23 protein-coding genes and 1 pseudogene are annotated in these 19,355 nt (G+C 37.7%); 7 read left to right on the forward strand and 17 right to left on the reverse strand.

Annotated features, from left to right (window positions below; translation table 11 throughout):
* Nucleotides 1–64 precede the first annotated feature (64 nt).
* The 11 genes and pseudogenes from CDC37_RS08675 to CDC37_RS08720 all read right to left on the reverse strand — a co-directional run bounded on the left by CDC37_RS08675 (nucleotide 65) and on the right by CDC37_RS08720 (nucleotide 9,404).
* Nucleotides 65–1,090 carry a glycosyltransferase family 4 protein gene (locus tag CDC37_RS08675; protein ID WP_096621398.1) on the reverse strand — a complete coding sequence of 342 codons (1,026 nt, stop codon included), beginning with the start codon at nucleotides 1,088–1,090 and terminating at the stop codon, nucleotides 65–67.
* A 31-nt stretch (nucleotides 1,091–1,121) separates the two neighbouring features.
* Nucleotides 1,122–1,847: an FkbM family methyltransferase gene (locus CDC37_RS08680; RefSeq protein WP_096621399.1), complete on the reverse strand. Its 726-nt coding sequence runs from the start codon at nucleotides 1,845–1,847 to the stop codon at nucleotides 1,122–1,124.
* A 61-nt stretch (nucleotides 1,848–1,908) separates the two neighbouring features.
* Nucleotides 1,909–2,763, reverse strand: coding sequence for a glycosyltransferase family 2 protein (locus CDC37_RS08685; protein ID WP_096621400.1), 855 nt, complete (start codon nucleotides 2,761–2,763; stop codon nucleotides 1,909–1,911).
* Between the two features lie 28 nt (nucleotides 2,764–2,791).
* Complete coding sequence (locus tag CDC37_RS08690; protein WP_172892770.1) at nucleotides 2,792–4,138, reverse strand: O-antigen polymerase; 1,347 nt, start codon at nucleotides 4,136–4,138, stop codon at nucleotides 2,792–2,794.
* Between the two features lie 38 nt (nucleotides 4,139–4,176).
* Nucleotides 4,177–4,362 (reverse strand): FkbM family methyltransferase, encoded by a 186-nt coding sequence (locus tag CDC37_RS25740; protein WP_096621402.1) that lies wholly within the window; start codon nucleotides 4,360–4,362, stop codon nucleotides 4,177–4,179.
* A pseudogene (locus CDC37_RS25745) lies at nucleotides 4,353–4,504 on the reverse strand (IS5/IS1182 family transposase); the annotation flags it as partial. The pseudogene CDC37_RS25745 and the gene CDC37_RS25740, both read right to left, overlap by 10 nt.
* A gap of 176 nt (nucleotides 4,505–4,680) precedes the next feature.
* On the reverse strand, nucleotides 4,681–5,565 hold the full coding sequence (locus CDC37_RS08700; RefSeq protein WP_096621403.1) for an FkbM family methyltransferase: 885 nt from the start codon (nucleotides 5,563–5,565) through the stop codon (nucleotides 4,681–4,683).
* Nucleotides 5,559–7,043, reverse strand: coding sequence for an oligosaccharide flippase family protein (locus CDC37_RS08705; protein WP_096621404.1), 1,485 nt, complete (start codon nucleotides 7,041–7,043; stop codon nucleotides 5,559–5,561). Before CDC37_RS08705 ends, CDC37_RS08700 begins: the two co-directional genes overlap by 7 nt.
* Before the next feature lie 452 nt (nucleotides 7,044–7,495).
* On the reverse strand, nucleotides 7,496–8,422 hold the full coding sequence (locus CDC37_RS08710) for a flagellar assembly protein H (RefSeq protein ID WP_096621405.1): 927 nt from the start codon (nucleotides 8,420–8,422) through the stop codon (nucleotides 7,496–7,498).
* A gap of 356 nt (nucleotides 8,423–8,778) precedes the next feature.
* Entirely contained in the window at nucleotides 8,779–9,165 is a 387-nt protein-coding gene (locus CDC37_RS08715; protein WP_096621406.1) for a type II toxin-antitoxin system VapC family toxin, read from the reverse strand.
* Complete coding sequence (locus tag CDC37_RS08720) at nucleotides 9,162–9,404, reverse strand: DUF2281 domain-containing protein (RefSeq protein WP_096621407.1); 243 nt, start codon at nucleotides 9,402–9,404, stop codon at nucleotides 9,162–9,164. Before CDC37_RS08720 ends, CDC37_RS08715 begins: the two co-directional genes overlap by 4 nt.
* A gap of 312 nt (nucleotides 9,405–9,716) precedes the next feature.
* On the opposite strand from CDC37_RS08720, the gene CDC37_RS24885 reads away from it, so the two are divergent.
* The 3 genes from CDC37_RS24885 (at nucleotide 9,717) to CDC37_RS25480 (ending at nucleotide 10,942) form a co-directional block, all read left to right on the forward strand.
* Nucleotides 9,717–10,109, forward strand: a complete 393-nt coding sequence (locus CDC37_RS24885) for a helix-turn-helix domain-containing protein (RefSeq protein ID WP_096620491.1) — start codon at nucleotides 9,717–9,719, stop codon at nucleotides 10,107–10,109.
* Entirely contained in the window at nucleotides 10,022–10,663 is a 642-nt protein-coding gene (locus tag CDC37_RS24135) for an IS630 family transposase (protein WP_197707004.1), read from the forward strand. The genes CDC37_RS24885 and CDC37_RS24135 overlap by 88 nt, the downstream gene beginning before the upstream one ends.
* A 153-nt stretch (nucleotides 10,664–10,816) precedes the next feature.
* Nucleotides 10,817–10,942, forward strand: coding sequence for a hypothetical protein (locus tag CDC37_RS25480; RefSeq protein WP_255408911.1), 126 nt, complete (start codon nucleotides 10,817–10,819; stop codon nucleotides 10,940–10,942).
* 100 nt (nucleotides 10,943–11,042) lie between these two features.
* Here CDC37_RS25480 and CDC37_RS08735 read toward each other — a convergent pair whose 3' ends face one another.
* Both CDC37_RS08735 and CDC37_RS08740 read right to left on the reverse strand, forming a co-directional pair.
* A complete protein-coding gene (locus CDC37_RS08735; RefSeq protein ID WP_096621408.1) occupies nucleotides 11,043–11,936 on the reverse strand; it encodes a flagellar assembly protein H in 894 nt (297 codons plus the stop codon).
* Nucleotides 11,937–12,098: 162 nt separating this feature from the next.
* Nucleotides 12,099–12,968 carry a flagellar assembly protein H gene (locus tag CDC37_RS08740; protein WP_096621409.1) on the reverse strand — a complete coding sequence of 290 codons (870 nt, stop codon included), beginning with the start codon at nucleotides 12,966–12,968 and terminating at the stop codon, nucleotides 12,099–12,101.
* 79 nt (nucleotides 12,969–13,047) lie between these two features.
* Here CDC37_RS08740 and CDC37_RS08745 point away from each other — a divergent pair, with 79 nt between their 5' ends.
* A complete protein-coding gene (locus CDC37_RS08745; protein WP_096621410.1) occupies nucleotides 13,048–13,248 on the forward strand; it encodes a hypothetical protein in 201 nt (66 codons plus the stop codon).
* A gap of 252 nt (nucleotides 13,249–13,500) precedes the next feature.
* Here the strand turns inward: CDC37_RS08745 and CDC37_RS08750 are convergent, their stop codons facing one another.
* A complete protein-coding gene (locus CDC37_RS08750) occupies nucleotides 13,501–13,698 on the reverse strand; it encodes a DUF2811 domain-containing protein (RefSeq protein ID WP_096621411.1) in 198 nt (65 codons plus the stop codon).
* A 508-nt stretch (nucleotides 13,699–14,206) separates the two neighbouring features.
* Between CDC37_RS08750 and CDC37_RS08755 the strand changes: the two genes are divergently transcribed.
* Nucleotides 14,207–15,478: an MDR family MFS transporter gene (locus CDC37_RS08755; RefSeq protein WP_096621412.1), complete on the forward strand. Its 1,272-nt coding sequence runs from the start codon at nucleotides 14,207–14,209 to the stop codon at nucleotides 15,476–15,478.
* Between the two features lie 156 nt (nucleotides 15,479–15,634).
* Here the strand turns inward: CDC37_RS08755 and CDC37_RS08760 are convergent, their stop codons facing one another.
* The 3 genes from CDC37_RS08760 to CDC37_RS25180 are packed head-to-tail and all read right to left on the reverse strand — an operon-like array spanning nucleotide 15,635 to nucleotide 16,718.
* Nucleotides 15,635–16,063: a DUF488 domain-containing protein gene (locus CDC37_RS08760; protein WP_096621413.1), complete on the reverse strand. Its 429-nt coding sequence runs from the start codon at nucleotides 16,061–16,063 to the stop codon at nucleotides 15,635–15,637.
* Complete coding sequence (locus CDC37_RS25175) at nucleotides 16,060–16,380, reverse strand: DUF488 domain-containing protein (protein ID WP_231943323.1); 321 nt, start codon at nucleotides 16,378–16,380, stop codon at nucleotides 16,060–16,062. The genes CDC37_RS08760 and CDC37_RS25175 overlap by 4 nt, the downstream gene beginning before the upstream one ends.
* Complete coding sequence (locus CDC37_RS25180; protein WP_231943324.1) at nucleotides 16,380–16,718, reverse strand: DUF488 domain-containing protein; 339 nt, start codon at nucleotides 16,716–16,718, stop codon at nucleotides 16,380–16,382. The genes CDC37_RS25175 and CDC37_RS25180 overlap by 1 nt, the downstream gene beginning before the upstream one ends.
* 1,274 nt (nucleotides 16,719–17,992) lie before the next feature.
* On the opposite strand from CDC37_RS25180, the gene CDC37_RS08770 reads away from it, so the two are divergent.
* Both CDC37_RS08770 and CDC37_RS08775 read left to right on the forward strand, forming a co-directional pair.
* The gene (locus CDC37_RS08770) at nucleotides 17,993–18,283 is read left to right on the forward strand and encodes a transposase (RefSeq protein WP_197707052.1); all 291 of its coding nucleotides are present in this window, start codon (nucleotides 17,993–17,995) and stop codon (nucleotides 18,281–18,283) included.
* Between the two features lie 160 nt (nucleotides 18,284–18,443).
* Nucleotides 18,444–19,256: a carbon-nitrogen hydrolase family protein gene (locus CDC37_RS08775; RefSeq protein ID WP_096626040.1), complete on the forward strand. Its 813-nt coding sequence runs from the start codon at nucleotides 18,444–18,446 to the stop codon at nucleotides 19,254–19,256.
* The last annotated feature ends 99 nt before the right edge of the window (nucleotides 19,257–19,355 follow it).

Genomic DNA, 19,355 nt, shown 5'->3' on the forward strand with positions numbered 1-19,355 from the left:
ACGTAGAAAGCTCTATGGTTTAATTTATAACTTTAAAAGTTATAAAATGCATTACTAACGAGAATTAACTTAAAGACTGATAAATTTCAATATGTTTTTGAGCCGCGACTTCCCAACTGAAAAATTTTGCTCGACGAAAACCCTGATTAATATATGTATCTCTAACTTCATTCGATAACAAAATTTCGAGGGACAAGGCTATTTCTTTCGTTTCATATGGATTTATTAATATACCAGCATCTCCAACTACCTCTGGAATAGAAGATGTGTTAGAGGCAATGACAGGACAACCACAACTCATTGCTTCTAAAGGTGGTAAACCAAAACCTTCATATAAGGAAGGATAAACTAAAGCAAAAGCATTCTGGTATAGATAGCTTAATTCAGCTTGATTAACCCTGTCAAATGCTCTCACTTGATTTTCCATACCTAAGCTTTTAATCATACTATTTTCTGATTCAGAGAATTTGGAACCAATACATATCATTGAAAAACCAAGCCCTGGTAATGAAGATTCATAAAATCCAGTAAGAGCATTTTGAAAATTTTTATAAGCAACTCTCTTGCCAACAAACAGTATATATTTATTTTTTTCTTCCTTGCTAAACTGTATGAATTTATGCAATGGGTTATAACCATTTTCTTGAGATAATTTTAATTTGGTTCCATGATAAATAACATAAATATGAGGATGATCAGCCAATTCTGGATGTAATGATAGCATGTCTTTTTTGGTATTCTCTGAAACACATATTATTGCGTCTGCTTTTTGTAAAGCAATCTTTTTTTGGAATAAATGTAATCTAGATTTCCTGGTATTTAAGTATCCAAGTTCATAAATGAAATCATGAACTGTAACTACATTTCTTACCTTAAAGTTTAAATCAACTCGATAATAGCTAGAATGAAATATATCAGCGTTAGTATAGAGAGGAAGATATCTTGTTAAAGAATGTCCATTTACATTTAATATCTGGAACAATTGAGATTCCAAGATTCGACTACTGATTTCTTGCCAGTAGACGGAAATACCACCTGCTCTCTGGAGTTGGTAAATAATGTTGTCTAAACATAGTTTTATTGGTTTCATACATGTTAAAAATGCAGATGTTCAATTAGATTTACTCTATCTCTCTATTCATCACAAGATATTCTGACGCATTATCCATTAATTCATTATTTAAAGGAATAATATGCTTATAGCCAACATCTAATAAAAATTCTAGACACTTATTTCTATTAATTTCTCCATGAGTCGAGAGGAAGATAATAGGTGAAGATGTCATTAGTAAATTTTTGGCACCCATAAGTACAGACATTTCTGCACCTTCAACATCGATTTTCAATATTTGAGGGACCACTTTATACGTAGAGATAAAATCATCTAATGAAACTGTTACAGTTGGTATTTTACCTTTATGATCTAGCATACCTATTGCACAATTTTCTCCTTCCATAAAAGAGGATAAGGAAATTGAATCAGAAACCGCAAACGGTACAATAGTAGCATTGTCAACATGATTTATTGCTAAGGTTCTATATAAGTAGGAAAGATTGCGAGGTAAGGGTTCAAAGGCATATACATGTTTACTTATTTGAGAAAAAATAAGGGTATAGAAACCTACATTAGCCCCTATATCAAAGCATATAAAATCAGGCTTTGCAACTTTTAAAGTCATCTCTAATTGCCTAGGTTCTGAAAGATTGAAAATAATTGATAAGCCTTTACCCTCTCCAGCCGCAGATCCGACAATCCATTTACGTCCAGCCAAAGGACCTCTAAAAATAGGTATAAGTAACCCAGAAGGAATAAATCTAACAAAAAAACGTCCTATCTGCTTAATCATTTAACATTATCTCCTGTTATTGTCAAAATTTCAAACATCACACTGCACATATATTTAGTTGTTACAGCCTAGTCCACAACAATGCTCTAGCAGTTAACTTCCGATAAAAATCAGTTATTTGATTAGAAACACTATTTCCTAGAATTTTTCTTACTATGAGTCTCACATGGGCAGTTAAAAATAACCACAATAAAGCTAGTGGAAATCCTTTTACTTTGTTTTTTATCCTAGCTTTATAAAATTCTTTATATACTTCAATATAGTTCTCTGGAGAACTACTAACTCCGCCAATTTTCATACATGAAATGATAATATCATCTAAAAAATAAGGAGTGTTATCTTTTAATTCTCTAAGTAAAAATTCATAATCCCCTGCTATCTTAAATGTTTCATCAAAAAATCCTTTAGAGTGAAAAATAGATCGGTGCTGAAATACACCCTGATGATATATATTATTAAACTGTAAGAAATTGCATTTTGACTTGTCCCAAGTTTGATTAACTATTTGCAAAATTTCATATTCTTTTGAAATTATTGCTACTTTACCGTACACTATACCAGCATCACAGTGTTGTGCTAAAGCTAATTGTTCAACAACATTTTTGAGAACATCTGAATTATAAAAATAATCATCTGAACCCAAGAAAATAATCCATTCTCCTTTTGCGTGGGATACACCTTTATTAAAGGCATGATATATCCCCCTATCCCTCTCAGATTCCCAATATGCTATTTTTTCTTTGTTATTAACTATAATATCAACTGTTCCATCTGTAGATTTACCATCTATAACTATTAGCTCTTTGCTATCATAGCTCTGACTTGAGAAGCTATCAATGCAACGCTGTAGATTTTGCACATTATTGTAAACAGCAATAATTACGGAAAAAGTAGGTCTTTTTTGTGAAATACTCATAAAGGTAAAAAAATAAAAACTATCAGATTCAGATATCTATTAAACTTCTTTCTATTCGTCTATTTTTGTTAATCAACATGCTGCTAATTAAAGCTTGTAGAATCAGAAAGAAAAATGGAACTTCATAAGTGCCTATAGTAATAATTCCAAAACTCATAAACATATAAAAAATAATCAGATTAAAAGTGCCATTTTTTTTATTATTTAAGTAATTATTTGTTAAATTAAAATGAATGTAACATAGTAATAATGAAAAAATAACTATATACAAAATACCTCCTTCAAGATAAATTCCTGCAAACATTGTGTTCCATATGGCAGGAAATATACCATATTCTGATTCTATTTGATTATAAATCATGTCAACTATAGCATCTTGGTCTGGCAAATTAAAAAAAGCATTCCATCTCCTATATAAAACAGGTAAAGTTAGTGAGGTAAATGGCATATTTTCATCTATAATTCTGATTGTGGCTGATAGAGTATCATATTGTGTGCCAAAATATACATATATATATAGTGCTGGTAACAAAAGTATTTTATTAGAATATAAGAAGTTTACAAGGAGATGATCATTAAGAATAGTCAACTTCATAATGCTTATAATAAATATATCTTGTTGACCTTCTAGTGCAGATTGTCTTAAAAATTGAAATCCAATTCCAAATGGAACAGAAAAAGCAATGATATATAATAACCATTTTATAACATGACTAATTTTAGGTCTGTAAATACTTATCGATTTAAACAGAATAAAATTGACTCCTAAAAAAAGGAATTGTCTATTACCTGTTAGAGTAATCACTATGCTTGTCATTATAAAAGGTAGCAGGTAAAAGATATTAAACTGTACCTTATCGCTTTGCTTTTTTAAAGTCCAGTTTAATAGATAAAGACATAATCCAGCAAGAAATACACCAATCAAGCTAAGTAACGTAGCTGTAGATGTAGCCAAATCTCTATTTTGAGATAAATCAAGAGATATTGAAACTCCTTTGATTAAAAAGTTATCAATCGCAAGAATAATAGGTGCACTAAAAGCACCTATTAAATAAATAGGTGAGAGTCTTTCCTCTCGCTTTGTATTTTGGGAAGTAGAGAATAATATTCTATTTGACTTATACCATTTTATCCAAGCATAAACTCCACCAAAAATAATAATATGTATCATTACTAAGAAAAATAATATATATGGGAAGTTATTTTCTTCCTCACGCAGTGGAAAACTAAATGGCAAAATTATTGATAAAACTAATGGGAGGTGCCATACTAAATAAATAATAAAGATACTATTAAATATTACAGGCTCTTTTTTGCAAGTTCTTGTGATCAGGCAAGACAGAAATATTGATGAAATAGCAATTAATGAATACATCTTTTGGTCTCAAATAGAGGTTGGCTTTCATAAAGGTATTAAAAAGAGTTTTCTATAAGTAATATTTTTGCCTTTTTAAGAGTATCTTTACCACCAATCAGCACATTTTCCTCATATCCTTGCACATCTATTTTTATAAAAAATGACTCATCGATTTCTAAGTTACTAGCATTATCCTCTAAGAGGATGTTTGATAAGTCTGGTTGCGTAAATTTTATGCCAATCGCCTCACCATAATCCTAATCATAGCGATGTATACAAATGTCTCTGCGGTTTCAGGTAGTAGCTCATAGTAATTAACCTCCTGCACCGAGTTAGCCGACCCAACGTTTGCTCAAGAACCCAACATTTTGGTAACAATACAAACTGATGACATCATAGTGATTTTATTTAGTATTCTTGACAAAATTGATGAAATTTGGCGTTACATAAATATGGATTGAAATGAAGACTGAAGGTATCAGTATTTCATTCAAAATGTAACGGAATTATTCCCTAAATCAGCAACGTAAACAATTTATTAATTCTGACTTATAATTAAATTATGATTTTTCATTTACTGCCGTTTTATCTACAAGCATATCTTCAAAACTGATTTTGGATGCGATGAAATTATAGCCTGTGATTTTAGACCTTAATTTGTCTTGCGATAATTTCAAAATATTTCCATCTTTATCGAAATAATAAACTATTAGGTTAACACTTATTAGCTCCTTAAGAAAATCATTCACTGTGTACCCAAATCTAACAGCAGTTAAGTCACTTGCTTCAAATAGAATGACGACATTATCTTGAGATTCCAAAAGATTTCTGCTACCTTCAAAAACTTTTTTTTCTGCTCCTTCAACATCAATCTTTATGAAGTCAACTTTCTTGATATTAAATTCTTGAATAATGTCATCAAGAGTTGTAGTTTCTATAGTTTGCCATTCTTCTATTTCTTGACCAGGATGATTTGTTTTTAGTAGAGAGTTCATTGCACCATCACGTGAAATCCCAAATTTAGCTGTTCCTTTTTCATTACTAACTCCTCGTTCAATAACAGTTACATTCGTCAGATTATTAATTGCAATATTATGACGTAGCAACTTTAACTCACGTTCGCCTGGTTCAAAAGCGTACACATGCCCATTTTTACCTACTTGTTTTGCAGCAATAACAGTGTAAATACCTCCGTTTGCACCTATGTCAAAAAATATATCATTTTGTTTAAGTGTTTGACGCATGAATTCTATTTCTCTTGTTTCAAATATTCCTGAAAATAGCAAACGTCCTACCGCCGTATTGATTGGGTAGTCAAAGCGAGAACCGTCCGGCAATAAAAAACTAAAAAGGGTATTTCGTGCGAACAAACATTGTATTTTCCATAGGAAATGATACTTGAGTTTAGTTTTAATTTTTCCGTATAGTTTGCCTAATCTCAACATTTGATTAATATCCTCCTTAAAATAGATTTAATATCTATATTTTGCTCTATGATAAGCCATCCAACGAGAGCAATAGATTGGATGAATAAAACTATAGTTCTCAAGTATAAAGAACCTGATATAGTAAAGTTAGCACTAGTTAAAATTACTCCTAAAAACCATAAAAAAGGTAATTTTAGCCATCTTAGCCATGTCCCAAATGAAATACTTAATTGTCGCATACCTGAAGATGTTAATAGCCAAACTATTAAATACCCACTATTTCCAAACGAAGCACCTATTAGACCAAATTTGCTAGCACCCCAAATTATTAATATAATTGATGAAATTCCACTAATAAGTTGAATAAACATGCATAGATTAGCTGCCTTTGATGCTAATAAAACATAATAGCCTACCCCATTTATTGAATACATCGAATAAATTATAGTTATAATGAAAAATGAAATAGTATACTCTTGGAAATAACTGTTAGAAAAAATTATATTTAAGACTGTATCTCTTAGAGTTAATAAGCTTCCACCAATTAATAATGCTATAAATATATTTAATTGAAAAGCTGTCTTGACTTGCTTATGCAATATACTTAAATCTATATCTTTTTGGGCTTTGAAGTTGCTAATAATTGGAAGTAATGGCTGCGCAGGTAATGCGGAAATCTGGTTTATTAGAATTGTAATATCTGTAATGGCAGAGTAAGCTCCTAAAGCGTTAACCCCTAAAATACTTCCTATAACCAAACGATCTCCCCTTGAAAATATCATACCCCCCAGGGAAGTTAACCAACTTATCAAGCTATAACTTCCTATATCAATAATTTTCTTTTTGTCCCATTTTATGTTTAGGTTCACTTTTCGGAGAAGCGATCGCACTACCAAAACATGGCTAAACAATAAAAGAATACTAACGAAAGCTTGCCATTGCATTAAGTCCACAGTTCGACCACCTAGCCAAACTACCACTAACATACCCAAACTTAATAGTATCGATTGGATAGTGTTAAGTACATTCATCACATCATAGCGTTGATATGCTTGCTCAACACCTACTAAAACTTGTTGAAGTAAACGCGACCAAACTACTATGGAACCAATTTGCACAGCTTGTCTAATAATTAATTGCTGCTGGGGTTCTAACTGGGGAAAGAAATTAACAATTGGCTGGGCTGCAAAAAATAGCGTAAGGAATGCAATAGATGAAAGTATAAACATCCCACCAAAAGTTACAGTTAGAGTTTGGGACAGACCTTCAAAATCATCCTTTCCCAAATCTTGAGAAACAAATACCGTTGTTGCAACAGAAAGGCCAGCTTCAGCTAGAGTAACGATTCCGATTACGGTATAAGCCAATGTCCACAATCCGTACTCTTCAATGCCAATTATACGAATCAGTAAGGGAATTGTGAGTACACCTAATCCTATTCGGATTACCCCAGCTAAAGTATTATAGAAACCATTTCTTAATAGGCTATTCTTCACTTAAATCGTTTCCACATGTCAATTTTTCCATCGTTACTCAAAGAACTTTATGGGCAATTTAATTTCCCGACCTCAAGAGGAATAGAAAACCCAGGAGCTAGATTGCGCCATTCCTTGCTGACCCTGACGACACCACGGATATTACCGTAATTAAACTTAAGTGACAAGTTATCTAGGAAACTAACACTGACTCTACTTATACATGATATTCCCTACTGCTTTATTAAATCAGGATAAAGTTCAGGCGGAAGTATATAAAGATTTTACAAAGCCATTGGATTTTGGATTGACCCTTATGGGTAGGGTTGTCCCTAATTTTGGGATGAATTATATTTGTTGACATTTTGGATTAAAATCAAAATCCTCGTAGAGACGTAGCACTGCTACGTCTCTACACAACGTAAAATTTTAAATTTATATATATTTGTATTCAGCAACACCAGGAATTTAGTTTAACTAAACCGTCCCAGCAACTCCTCACGTTTCAAAGAAGACAACTGCAACAACAAAGCCGCATATTCATTCGGTGGTAACTGCAACATCGGTTCAATAATTGCCGCTAATTCTTCATCTAACTCCCCAAACCGGACTTTGAGTAAATTTTCCACAACTTGGCGTTGTCCTTGCTGCATACCTTGCTGTATACCCTGCTGTATACCTTGCTCAATTCCCCGACGCTGGGTTTCTTGTTCCCATTCCAAATATGCCTGTGATAATGTCATGATTAACTCCCTTTCTTCTTCTTCAATTATCGCGCTTGCTTCCATACTAATCTTCCAAGTTGCTAACAGCTTTAAAATCCGAGAGCGTCTGGGGTCGTTGGGATTAAATCCAATCACTTCCTCAACTGCTTGCTGTTGAATTACTCCCTTACCCAATATCCTTAACCACAAAGTTTCCGGTGTTCGAGGTAGTTTGTTAATGGCAATAAATGCTGTTTTTAAAGCTTTGGGTAGAAAATAAACACCCTCTAACCAATCTTCACTAAGAGTTGCACCAAACATAGAAAGTAAATCCTCAGAAGCAGAAGGGGTAATAATCCACAACTGGGGTAGTTCTGATTCTGATAGGGTTTGTTGTTGGCGTTTGAGTTGACGTTGCAAATCGGCTTGGACATGAAATAATTTCGACAAGCAACTACGAACTTCAAAGGGATTGGGTTGATTGCGGAAGGGTTCTAGTAAACAGGGTAATGTGGCAATTTCCGCAAGAATTCCTAAAGATTCAGTATTTATACTAGGTTGATTGCGGGGAGTAAACCAAATATCGATAAATTTTGGTTCCCCTGGGACTTCTAAGTTAGTTCTCACCTCCCCCAGGGGAGATAGAAAAGTTTCAAATAACTGCTTTGCAAATTGGTCGAACAGGTTTTTGCTCATCTAGGTAGATGCCACCACTGATAGTTATAATGTACTACAAAAGTGGTGGATTTGAGAAGTCGGGTTTGTAACCTTGAATCTGGGGTTAGATGCGCTCCATGTGGCTTGAAGTCGCGATCGCTCAATAATTTTATGATTTTATCTTGTGACCATGCTCTGGGTGGTCACTTAGTCAGCGAGGGCTACTGCCTTCATTCATGAGACAGAAGCCTGGTAGATTCCGCACCCACGCGGAGCATGGGTGTGAGGGAAAAGGTAGGCGTATTTACGCCGCATGGTACTGGGTTGATTGGAAGGTCGAAGGGGTTTTTGCTCATGTAGGTAACTGCAATATTGGTCAATAACCCCCGACAACATCACCACAACCTCTTAATTAGGTAATTATCAAAAACTTCATCAATACTAACAATCGGCATTTTTTCTACCATTCCCTGAGCTATTAAAATTCTGTCAAAAGGGTCTTTGTGATGGGATGGTAAGTTATTTAAAGCATAAATATGAGTTAAATCAATAGGTAAAATTTGTAGATTATTTACACGCTGTTGATTGTCAATCAATTTAGGGAGAGATGAATTTAAGTTAAGCTTACCCAATTGCAATTTGATCTGTATTTCCCACACACTAGCAATACTCAGTATCCATATATTGTTAATATCAGTTAATAAGTTCGTGACTGTCTGAGGTAATTTTTCTGGATTTGCTGTAGACCAAATAAATGTATGGGTGTCTAATAATATATTCATTCTTCACCCAGCCAAAACTCATCAGGTAAAGGCTCATTAAAGTCATCACTCATCCAAATTTCTCCCCGGTTTAAGCCAAGCACCCGTTTTTGTCCTGGTTGAGTTGGAATTGGTTGAGATTGAGCATTTTTGTGTTCCAAAAACTCCACAAAATCTAGTAGTGTTTGTTGTTGCTCTGGTGATAAGGATTGTAATTTGCCAATCAATAGCTCAGTTATATTCACTGTTTGGGAAGTCATATTTCCCCCGAAGTTAGCTTTATAGACTGATATAACTATTTTATCGGGAATTGGCAGATGGGGGATAAAGGCGATCGCTCAACAATACAATAAATAGGTGGGTGGTGAAAATTGTCGTTAAGATTAGGGAGTACAGACGACCCGTCGGGTCGTCTGTACAGGGAGTAGGGAGAGACGCGATATATCGCGTCTGTACGGGGGTAGAGACGACCCGTCGGGTCGTCTCTACGCCGAATGATTGGTTACATTATGGTTTTACAGCACTTTCGAGGTAAATGAGGTACACTTGTTATTAGTGCATCAAAAATTAAAATGAAACCCTACTCAATCGATTTACGAGAAAAAATAGTAAGTGCTTACGAAAAGGGTGATACATCAATTCGAGGAGTAGCTGTGCAGTTTGGTATAGCAAAAAGCTATGTGCAGAAGCTAATCAGGCAAAAAAGATTGGAAGGGCATCTAGAACCCAAAAAGCAAGGTGGAGCAATGAAGGGTAAGCTAGATGATTACGGTGGCGAATTAGCAGAAATGGTTCAAAGTTACCCGGATTTAACTTTATTGGAATATTGCGAGTATTTTGGAGAAAAATATAACATTTGGGTGTGTGCAAGTGTGATGTGTTGTGCATTGCAAAAACAAGAATTAACTCGAAAAAAAAGACTTTACGTAGCAGCCAAGCGAAAACAGAAAGAGTCCAAAAACTGAGATTAGAATATTGGGAGAAAGTAAAACACATAGACCCAGAAAACCTTGTGTTTATAGACGAAATGGGTGTTTTGCTTGGTTTGACTAGAACTCATGCTCGAAGCGATCGCGGGAGTAGAGCTTATGATTTTAAACCATATTACCGAGGTGCAAAAATAAGTGTAATTGGAGGAATTAGCTTCAAAAAAGTCTTAGCTGTGATGACTTTAAATGGCTCAATGAATGGAGAAGCTTATAAAGTTTTTGTAGAGCATTTTTTACTTCCACAATTATGGGTTGGTGCAGTCGTTGTAATGGATAATCTGCCAGCACATAAAGTCGAAGAGATTAAGCCTTTGATTGAATCTGTAGGAGCAAGTGTTCTTTATCTATCTCCTTATTCCCCTGAATTTAATCCAATTGAACATTGGTGGTCACAATTAAAAGCGTTCTTAAAACAGTTTTCTCCTAAAAGTGCATCTGTAGTTGATGGTTTAATTAAAATTGCACTGACATTAGTTGATCCAAAGCATCTAAAAAATTGGTTTACTAATTGTTGCTACTGTACCTCATAAACCTCGAATCTGCTGTATGTTGAATTGCACCTACCTACTTATACCAATTTAATGTAAAGTTGCACATAATTTGAACCCACTCCTTTACCTACGGAGAGGGAGAAATCTAGTCCCCTCCCCGATTACGGGGAGGATTAGGGTGGGGTTCTTTCTATGCGTCTTCATATTAAATTGGTATTACCAAATTTGAATCAAGAAATTGATCCCGAATTTTGGGGTAGATGTGTGGAGAGCAACTTTGAATCGCGATCGCTCAATAATGTCATGATTAACTTTTAGCGCTCTTTGCGCAATTACAAGTAAAGTATGAAGAATCCTATCCAGGTTATAGCGATCGCTCAAATCTCCCCCCATCGAAATCGGGGAGGAGTAAGTTTCTCTAACTAAACCGTCTCAACAATTCCTCACGAGACAACTGCAACAACAAAGCTGCATACTCGTCCGGTGGTAACTCTAACATTGGTTCAATAATTGACGCTAATTCTTCATCTAACTCCCCAAACCGAGCTTTGAGAAGATTTTCCACAACTTGGCGCTGTCCTAGTTGCATACCTTGCTCAATTCCCCGACGCTGGGTTTCTTGTTCCCATTCCAAATATGCCTGTGATAACGTCATGATTAACTCCCTTTCTTCTTCTTCAATTATCGCGCTTGCTTCCATACTAATCTTCCAAGTTGCTAACAGCTTTAAAATCCGAGAGCGTCTGGGGTCGTTGGGATTAAATCCAATCACTTCCTCAACTGCTTGCTGTTGAATTACTCCCTTACCCAATATCCTTAACCACAAAGTTTCCGGTGTTCGAGGTAGTTTGTTAATGGCAATAAATGCTGTTTTTAAAGCTTTGGGTAGAAAATAAACACCCTCTAACCAATCTTCACTAAGAGTTGCACCAAACATAGAAAGCAAATCCTCAGAAGCAGAAGGGGTAATAATCCACAACTGGGGTAGTTCTGATTCTGATAGGGTTTGTTGTTGGCGTTTGAGTTGACGTTGCAAATCGGCTTGAACATGAAATAATTTCGACAAGCAACTACGAACTTCAAAGGGATTGGGTTGATTGCGGAAGGGTTCTAGTAAACAGGGTAATGTGGCAATCTCCGCAAGAATTCCTAAAGATTCAGTATTTATACTAGGTTGATTGCGGGGAGTAAACCAAATATCGATAAATTTTGGTTCCCCTGGGACTTCAAAGTTAGTTCTCACCTCCCCCAGGGGAGATAGAAAAGTTTCAAAGAACTGCTTTGCAAATTGGTCGAACAGGTTTTTGCTCATCTAGGTAAATGCCACCACTGATAGTTATAATGTACTATAAAAGTGGTGGATTTGAGAAGTCTGGTTTGTAACCTTGAATCTGGGGTTAGATGCGCTCCATGTGGCTTGAAGTCGCGATCGCTCAAATCTCCCCCCATCGAAATCGGGGAGGAGTAAGTTTCTCTAACTAAACCGTCTCAACAATTCCTCACGAGACAACTGCAACAGCAAAGCTGCATACTCGTCCGGTGGTAACTCTAACATTGGTTCAATAATTGACGCTAATTCTTCATCTAACTCCCCAAACCGAGCTTTGAGAAGATTTTCCACCACTTGGCGCTGTCCCCGACGCTGGGTTTCTTGTTCCCATTCCAAATATGCCTGTGATAACGTCATGATTAACTCCCTTTCTTCTTCTTCAATTATCGCGCTTGCTTCCATACTAATCTTCCAAGTTGCTAACAGCTTTAAAATCCGAGAGCGTCTGGGGTCGTTGGGATTAAACCCAATTACTTCCTCAACTGCTTGCTGTTGAATTACTCCCTTACCCAATATCCTTAACCACAAAGTTTCCGGTGTTCGAGGTAGTTTGTTAATGGCAATGATTGCGGTTTTAAACCCTTCCCCAAAAAAATAAATACCCTCTAGCCAATCTGGACGAAGATTTGCTGTAAATTTTGAAAGCAAATCCTCAGAAGCAGAAGGGGTAATAATCCACAACTGGGGTAGTTCTGATTCTGATAGGGTTTGTTGTTGGCGTTTGAGTTGACGTTGCAAATCGGCTTGGACATGAAATAATTTCGACAAGCAACTACGAACTTCAAAGGGATTGGGTTGATTGCGGAAGGGTTCTAGTAAACAGGGTAATGTGGCAATCTCCGCAAGAATTCCTAAAGATTCAGTATTTATACTAGGTTGATTGCGGGGAGTAAACCAAATATCGATAAATTTTGGTTCCCCTGGGACTTCAAAGTTAGTTCTCACCTCCCCCAGGGGAGATAGAAAAGTTTCAAAGAACTGCTTTGCAAATTGGTCGAACAGGTTTTTGCTCATCTAGGTAAATGCCACCACTGATAGTTATAATGTACTACAAAAGTGCTGGATTTGAGAAGTCGGGTTTGGGTGCAAGTGCATGGTGGCTTTTTGGATGAAGAACCCCATCTCCATTCTTGCGGTAGAGGTGTGGAGAGCAACTTTGAGTCGCGATCGCTCAAATCTCCCCTCATCAAAATCGGGGAGGAGTAAGTTTATTTCTAAAAGTCGGATTAATATTATTAATTGGAAACTGACAGATGGGGGGATAAAAGCGATCGCTCAACAATACAATACCTAATTTGGATGAAGAACCCTACCCGATTATAGCGATCGCTCTAAATTTAACAGGACTTACACTATCATTATGCAGTTAGGTCATTCCTAGGGTCACAAGGTAGACGCGCAGCGGATCGACTTGCTTACGTAGCAATATCAAAGTCTTGTTTTATCCGAATAAGTGCGTAAGTCCTATCGAAAAAAGAATCGAGGAAATTTTCCCCAATTCTCTTTTCCGTAGTTTCTGTAGAGTTTTATGTAGAGATTCACACTTCTAACAGTGGTGGAAAAGGGTTTCTAAATACACCCGTGCTGCACTGCGATCGCTCTCTCCGTGTTGCAGTAAAAATAACGACAGAGCAGCTGTTAATACTCGATTTTGATCCCAGTCCGGATGTTCGTTCAAATAGTTCTTGAGCGATTCATGAAGGGTTTCCGGAATTTCTGTAAAAATACTGACTGTTGTGTTCATAGCGTCTATTCTCCGTTCCTAATTTTCCTAGTCTCAACCTCGATGTTCCCTGATTTATTGGGCAATACAACCACCTCTTTCCCAATCATCGTCACGACTGACTTTCACGGCTAATTTATTTTTACTATAGGTATAACGACCAACAAAAAACCCAAGTCGATATATTCTGCTTCAAAAGGGGGTGGGTTTGTCAATGCTGCGAAATGTTACAAACAAGTTTATAAAGAATAAATATTTACGCAACAATAGGACTTTCAGTCTGTTTTTTGTTACTAAAATTAATATAAACTCCGTGTGTTACCAAAAAATACGCAGTCAAACCAAAATCCCCAAAATTCGAGAAAGTGATTGTGAATGCGTGGGTAGGCTGTGGAAAACTAGGATCAAACCTGTGGAAATGCTGTGGAATCTGTGAGGAAAATTCTCGCCAATGATAAGAATTACAAACAATCAGTTTTACGAGAAAATTTGTAAATACATATTCATATATTCATAGGGATAAAAACTCATGTACCAACAGCCAAAGTCTAGGGGGGGTTTATCAATACCGCAATTCGATTCACAAATATGGATTTTGGCTGGGGGAAGGTTACTTTCCGAATTAGGTACGGGTTTTACCTTGTTTTACGCTCCGATTTTTTTTGTCACCAAAGTCGGATTATCAGCAACGTCTGTAGGTATAGCTTTGGGGACAGCATCGATTTCCGGTATTGCGGGACGGGTTTGTGGAGGACTATGGACTGATTCACCAATTTGGGGACGACGGAAGACTTTACTTTTGTCAGCAGTGTTTTCGGCTATTGGATCTACAGTTTTAACCGCAACTTTTGATTTTGTCACCCTTGTTATTGGGAATATTATTGGTGGTTTTGGAGCAGGGTTATATTGGCCAGCGACGGAAGCGGTTGTTGCGGACTTAACGACCCCACAGAATCGGCGAGAAGCCTATGCAATTACCCGATTAGCCGATAACCTTGGTTTAGGGATGGGGATTATTTTGGCTGGGTGGTTGGTGAGTGCGGGGGGTAATTTTCGTTGGTTATTTGCGATTGATGCTACCTCATTTGTGATTTTCTTCGCAGTTATCTGGAATGCAATTAGAGAAACAAGTCAATTATCCCTAGGAGAGAAAAAACATCATCTTGGTTGGTCAGGTTGGCGAATATTACTACAAGACCATATCCTTTGGGTATATGTACTCGTCAACATCATGTTTACCACCTACATATCCCAGTTGCACAGTACCTTACCGATTTACCTACAAAGGGTGGTTGTCTCCGATGGGGGAAGATTAAACGAGGGGATAATAGCTGGATTATTTGCCGTCCATCTACTGATGGCGATTGTAGTGCAGTTACCAGTTGCCAAGATGTTACGAAACCTCAGTCATCCCCAAACCCTATCAGTATCTGCGATAATTTGGTCAGGGGGATTTGCCGCAGTTTGGTGGTCAGGTTGGGCTAAATCAGGAATTTGGATTAGCGGTATTGCCCTAGCAATTTTTGCGATCGCCCTAGTCAGTTATACCCCATCAGCAGCCGCATTTGTCAGCGAGATTGCTCCTGTAGAGCGACGGGGTATTTATCTATCGGTAAACTCCCTCTGTTGGGCTGTGGGGTATTTTATCGGTCCATCCCTCGGTGGTTGGGCAATGGATCAAACCTCTAATGTAATTAGTATCTACTGGTTAGGTTTAGCAGCCACCACACCCATTGCGATCGCCATTCTGACGTATTTGCAGCGTATTAGAAATATGCCAATACAAAAACCCCATATTTAATATTATTACTGAAGGGTGTTGTTCGTCTCAATTTGATGGGCAAGATGCGCGTAGCGCAGCTTCTCTTTGAGAGAAGATAACGCGATCGCCATGTTTTAGGGAGTTGGCAAGACAGATAATTTTAGCCATTTATTCATAGTCAAAGGTGGTATATATTTAATTTCCCAATTTTTCCGATAAATATTCAGCCACGAGACGACGATGACAATGGTGGGGTTTGGCTTCGCTGCATAATAGACAACTTCCCTCCAACATCTGTTTGGAGATTTTCTTCTCAATTTCCCTTGAGTGCATTAATTTTAAAAATTCTTGTTCGTAAACCACCCAATCACCCTTATTCTTCTTATAAGCATCCAAAATTTCCTTTGTAGGAGCCATATCTATAATATGGGTATATTTAATGCCGGCAATTTTTTCCAAAAAATATTCTAAATCGCTCCGTTTGGTAAATCCAGCTAGCTGAGAGACATTATTCAGTCTGGTATCGATAACTCTAGTGACACCAGCATTCACCAAGGTTTCAAAAAACTTCTTGGCTGTCTTTTGAGTAAAGCCTATTGTATACAAATTAATTTGCTGATTCATATTTGACTATCCTGTTTTTCAATGTAGGCGATTAAAGAACCTTGTCTGCGATAAGCTTCTTGTAATAATTCTTCACGAGAGGATTCAATCGCTGGTTTCTCTTGTACAAAGTGGTTCTCAAAAAGAGACAATTGCACTGCTGTTGGTGTTACTGTTTGTGTGAAATTATGCGCATTTAACAATCTTTCTTCCAGGGCTGTGTGATTTTCTAAATCTCCATTTTTCCAAATGTGGTCTATTGTTAAATTCTCTTGACGAAGATACTGACAAACTAAAATAGCTCGATGACAAGTGATCGGGTCTTGTTCCGCACACATCAGAGCGATTGTATTGTATAGGTTTGAGAACCCTTGAGGATACGTTGAATTCCTTCTGCAAACAGTGGTGTCGCTGCTATTTTTTCATAAATTGCTTTACCATCTACATAGCAAGTGCGATCCCTTGGTCTTGCACCTAACTCACGTCCTAAAAATACGTAGCCAATCCCTACATCTTTTAAAGCTTGCTTGACTTCTACCTGATTGAAGTGGGAAAGATAACGACTATAGGGATGCGATCGCACATCTGCTAAAGCTGTAATCCCATATTTTTGCAGCAGTTGAATAAAGTTTTCTATACTGTGATTAGAATGTCCAATTGTAAAAAGCTGTGCCATGGGCTTCCACTCTCTCCCGAATAGTTAAATCAAAGTATTGATTAAACAGTTTGCAACTACTGCATTCACCCCTTAGCATAGCTTCCCTCCCTGGAAAATAGGGAGTAGGGAGTGGGAAAAATCCGCTTTCATCTCAAAATAAATTGCGCTACGCGCATCTACGGTTCTGCTGCCCAGAGTAATACCTTTTGACCTTGGAGTTGATACCTGTAGCTTTCGGGAGCAGGGGAAGAAAATGTATCAAAATTTGAGTGAAAAATTTGAGTGAAATGGTATAACCCAAAATTTGGCGATGGACTTAGACAAAAAGTAACCAAAAAACTACTCAAATGTATACACAGCAAGATATTGAAACCGTTTTGAATAGTTTCTTGCTATATCTGAGTTTCAAGCATTTTTGAGCCTGTAGTGCATTTTCCTTCCCCTGTAGGGGTTTGAGGCTTATGTCTCCAAAATATTTAAGTCCCACCAACAGATCCGCTTGCGATACGGCTTTAGCCGTTAGCTTCGCTATCGCCTAGCTGCTCCCTTCAGCAAGAATCCAGTCCTGGGGATGGTGCCCTACCAGGGAAATCAGTTGGAATATTCCTGTTAAGTAGGTAGGTAAAATTAAACATAAAACCGCAACGTAACCAATCATTCTACTCAAAGCCTTACTCCCGTACAGACGCGATATATCGCCTCTCTCCCCTGTACAGACGACCCGACGGGTCGTCTGTACTCCCTGATCTCAAAATTATGTCCAATCCAGATATTTATCACCCCATATAAATGATATTTATCACCCCATATAAATCTAGATCAAACTTGATTTATCTCAGCTTTGAATTCAATTAAAAACTTGAAAAAAAGGTTGATTTTTGCTGGGGGTTTCTGTTAGTATGACAATCAGGATCCAAGGGGCATTTATACCCTAAAACATGATAATGATAATCGCCTACAGGGCTAAAAATATCTTACTGCAAGTGTTTCAGACAAAGTGACTATCGGTTTTACCCAGTGTTTGGAGGGTATTCCGGGTATGAGGGATGAACATTTTTTTGTAGGTTTTCAGGATATCCCTTATTTCGACTTTATTGAAGAGGAAATGGTAGCAAGATCAGAAATCAGATAGTTTGGAATGTTTCTGATGAGCTTGCTACGGGAAGAATTTCTTGTTTTCATGCTACCGTTTGCGGCTGCATTTTCCAAGCCAGTTTGGGAATCTGCGATCGCATTAGTTATAGGAAGCCATACTAACCCCTGGCAAACGCACCGTCAGCGCGATTTAACGAGTGCTGGGCTGGGCGAAACGCCAGGACTTTCAAACCGATCACAGGGTGTTGAATCGAGCGAAATGGTCGAGTCGGCGCTTGGGTGAGATATTGCTGCGGCAATTGGTGACAGTGTTTGCACCAACCGGAACGCTAGTGATGGGACTAGACGAAACGATTGAACGGCGATGGGGTCAACGGATTGCAGCGCGTGGCATTTACCGCGACCCAGTGCGTTCGAGCCATGAGCATGTGGTCAAGGCGAGTGGGTTGCGTTGGATCAGCCTGATGCTGTTAGTGCCGATTCGGTAGGTGCTGGTGCGTGACCCGCTCGGACACTTGGAAGCGCAAGCCTTTCTCTGCACGAATCTCAATGCGACTCCACCTGAAAGTTTTAGGGATTTGCGAGAAATCCGGCTATAGTTTTATTAATACATTCGCCCCGCATTATTTTTGTTCGATTTTTGAATCTATGAAATCCTATCTCGCAGCTGCGGTTCAAATGACTAGTGTGCCTGATTTACACAAAAATTTAGCTCAGGCAGAAGAATTAATTGATTTGGCTGTTCGTCAGGGTGCGGAGTTGGTGGGTTTGCCGGAAAATTTCGCCTTTATGGGAGAAGAAAGTGATAAACTGGCCCAAGCTGCCCATATTGCCCAGGAAACGGAAAAGTTCCTCTCCACGATGGCACAACGCTATCAGGTGACGCTTCTTGGTGGTGGTTTTCCCATTCCCACTGATTCGGGTAAAGTTTATAATACAGCCTTGCTGGTCAATCCCAGTGGTCAAGAACTTAGTCGCTACTACAAAGTACACCTATTTGATGTTAACGTACCCGATGGTAATACCTACCGCGAATCCACTACGGTTATGGCAGGAACAAAACTACCGGATGTGTGTGTAACTGAAAACTTGGGTAATATTGGTTTATCTGTGTGTTACGATGTGCGCTTTCCGGAAATTTATCGCCACATGTCTGACAAAGGTGCGCATATTCTCTTCGTTCCGGCTGCTTTTACTGCGTTTACGGGTAAAGACCATTGGCAGATCCTTTTACAAGCTCGTGCCATTGAAAATACTTGCTATGTCATTGCTCCCGCCCAAACTGGTATCAATTACAACCGTCGCCAAACCCACGGTCATGCCATGATTATCGACCCCTGGGGAATGATTCTCGCTGATGCAGGGGATAAAATTGGTGTGGCGATCGCAGAAATTAATCCCCAGCGTTTAGAACAAGTCCGTAGACAGATGCCTAGTCTCCAACATCGAATTTTTAATTAGGGATAGAATGATGGGGAATGGCGAGCAAACAACATGTAATTCCTGATTACCCATGCCTACTCACCACTCCCCAATCTCAAATCTAGAATCTAAAATCCA

This window comes from Calothrix sp. NIES-3974, from assembly GCF_002368395.1.
Classification (GTDB): domain Bacteria; phylum Cyanobacteriota; class Cyanobacteriia; order Cyanobacteriales; family Nostocaceae; genus NIES-3974.

What these genes read in the sequence shown, in the direction of transcription:
- CDC37_RS08675 (WP_096621398.1), bottom strand. Translation starts at nt 1,090, where the DNA reads ATGAAACCAATAAAACTATGTTTAGACAACATTATTTACCAACTCCAG.
- CDC37_RS08680 (WP_096621399.1), bottom strand. Translation starts at nt 1,847, where the DNA reads ATGATTAAGCAGATAGGACGTTTTTTTGTTAGATTTATTCCTTCTGGG.
- CDC37_RS08685 (WP_096621400.1), bottom strand. Translation starts at nt 2,763, where the DNA reads ATGAGTATTTCACAAAAAAGACCTACTTTTTCCGTAATTATTGCTGTT.
- CDC37_RS08690 (WP_172892770.1), bottom strand. Translation starts at nt 4,138, where the DNA reads ATGTATTCATTAATTGCTATTTCATCAATATTTCTGTCTTGCCTGATC.
- CDC37_RS08700 (WP_096621403.1), bottom strand. Translation starts at nt 5,565, where the DNA reads ATGTTGAGATTAGGCAAACTATACGGAAAAATTAAAACTAAACTCAAG.
- CDC37_RS08710 (WP_096621405.1), bottom strand. Translation starts at nt 8,422, where the DNA reads ATGAGCAAAAACCTGTTCGACCAATTTGCAAAGCAGTTATTTGAAACT.
- CDC37_RS08715 (WP_096621406.1), bottom strand. Translation starts at nt 9,165, where the DNA reads ATGAATATATTATTAGACACCCATACATTTATTTGGTCTACAGCAAAT.
- CDC37_RS08720 (WP_096621407.1), bottom strand. Translation starts at nt 9,404, where the DNA reads ATGACTTCCCAAACAGTGAATATAACTGAGCTATTGATTGGCAAATTA.
- CDC37_RS24885 (WP_096620491.1), top strand. Translation starts at nt 9,717, where the DNA reads ATGAAACCCTACTCAATCGATTTACGAGAAAAAATAGTAAGTGCTTAC.
- CDC37_RS25480 (WP_255408911.1), top strand. Translation starts at nt 10,817, where the DNA reads ATGCGTCTTCATATTAAATTGGTATTACCAAATTTGAATCAAGAAATT.
- CDC37_RS08735 (WP_096621408.1), bottom strand. Translation starts at nt 11,936, where the DNA reads ATGAGCAAAAACCTGTTCGACCAATTTGCAAAGCAGTTCTTTGAAACT.
- CDC37_RS08740 (WP_096621409.1), bottom strand. Translation starts at nt 12,968, where the DNA reads ATGAGCAAAAACCTGTTCGACCAATTTGCAAAGCAGTTCTTTGAAACT.
- CDC37_RS08745 (WP_096621410.1), top strand. Translation starts at nt 13,048, where the DNA reads ATGGTGGCTTTTTGGATGAAGAACCCCATCTCCATTCTTGCGGTAGAG.
- CDC37_RS08750 (WP_096621411.1), bottom strand. Translation starts at nt 13,698, where the DNA reads ATGAACACAACAGTCAGTATTTTTACAGAAATTCCGGAAACCCTTCAT.
- CDC37_RS08755 (WP_096621412.1), top strand. Translation starts at nt 14,207, where the DNA reads ATGTACCAACAGCCAAAGTCTAGGGGGGGTTTATCAATACCGCAATTC.
- CDC37_RS08760 (WP_096621413.1), bottom strand. Translation starts at nt 16,063, where the DNA reads ATGAATCAGCAAATTAATTTGTATACAATAGGCTTTACTCAAAAGACA.
- CDC37_RS25175 (WP_231943323.1), bottom strand. Translation starts at nt 16,380, where the DNA reads ATGTGTGCGGAACAAGACCCGATCACTTGTCATCGAGCTATTTTAGTT.
- CDC37_RS25180 (WP_231943324.1), bottom strand. Translation starts at nt 16,718, where the DNA reads ATGGCACAGCTTTTTACAATTGGACATTCTAATCACAGTATAGAAAAC.
- CDC37_RS08775 (WP_096626040.1), top strand. Translation starts at nt 18,444, where the DNA reads ATGAAATCCTATCTCGCAGCTGCGGTTCAAATGACTAGTGTGCCTGAT.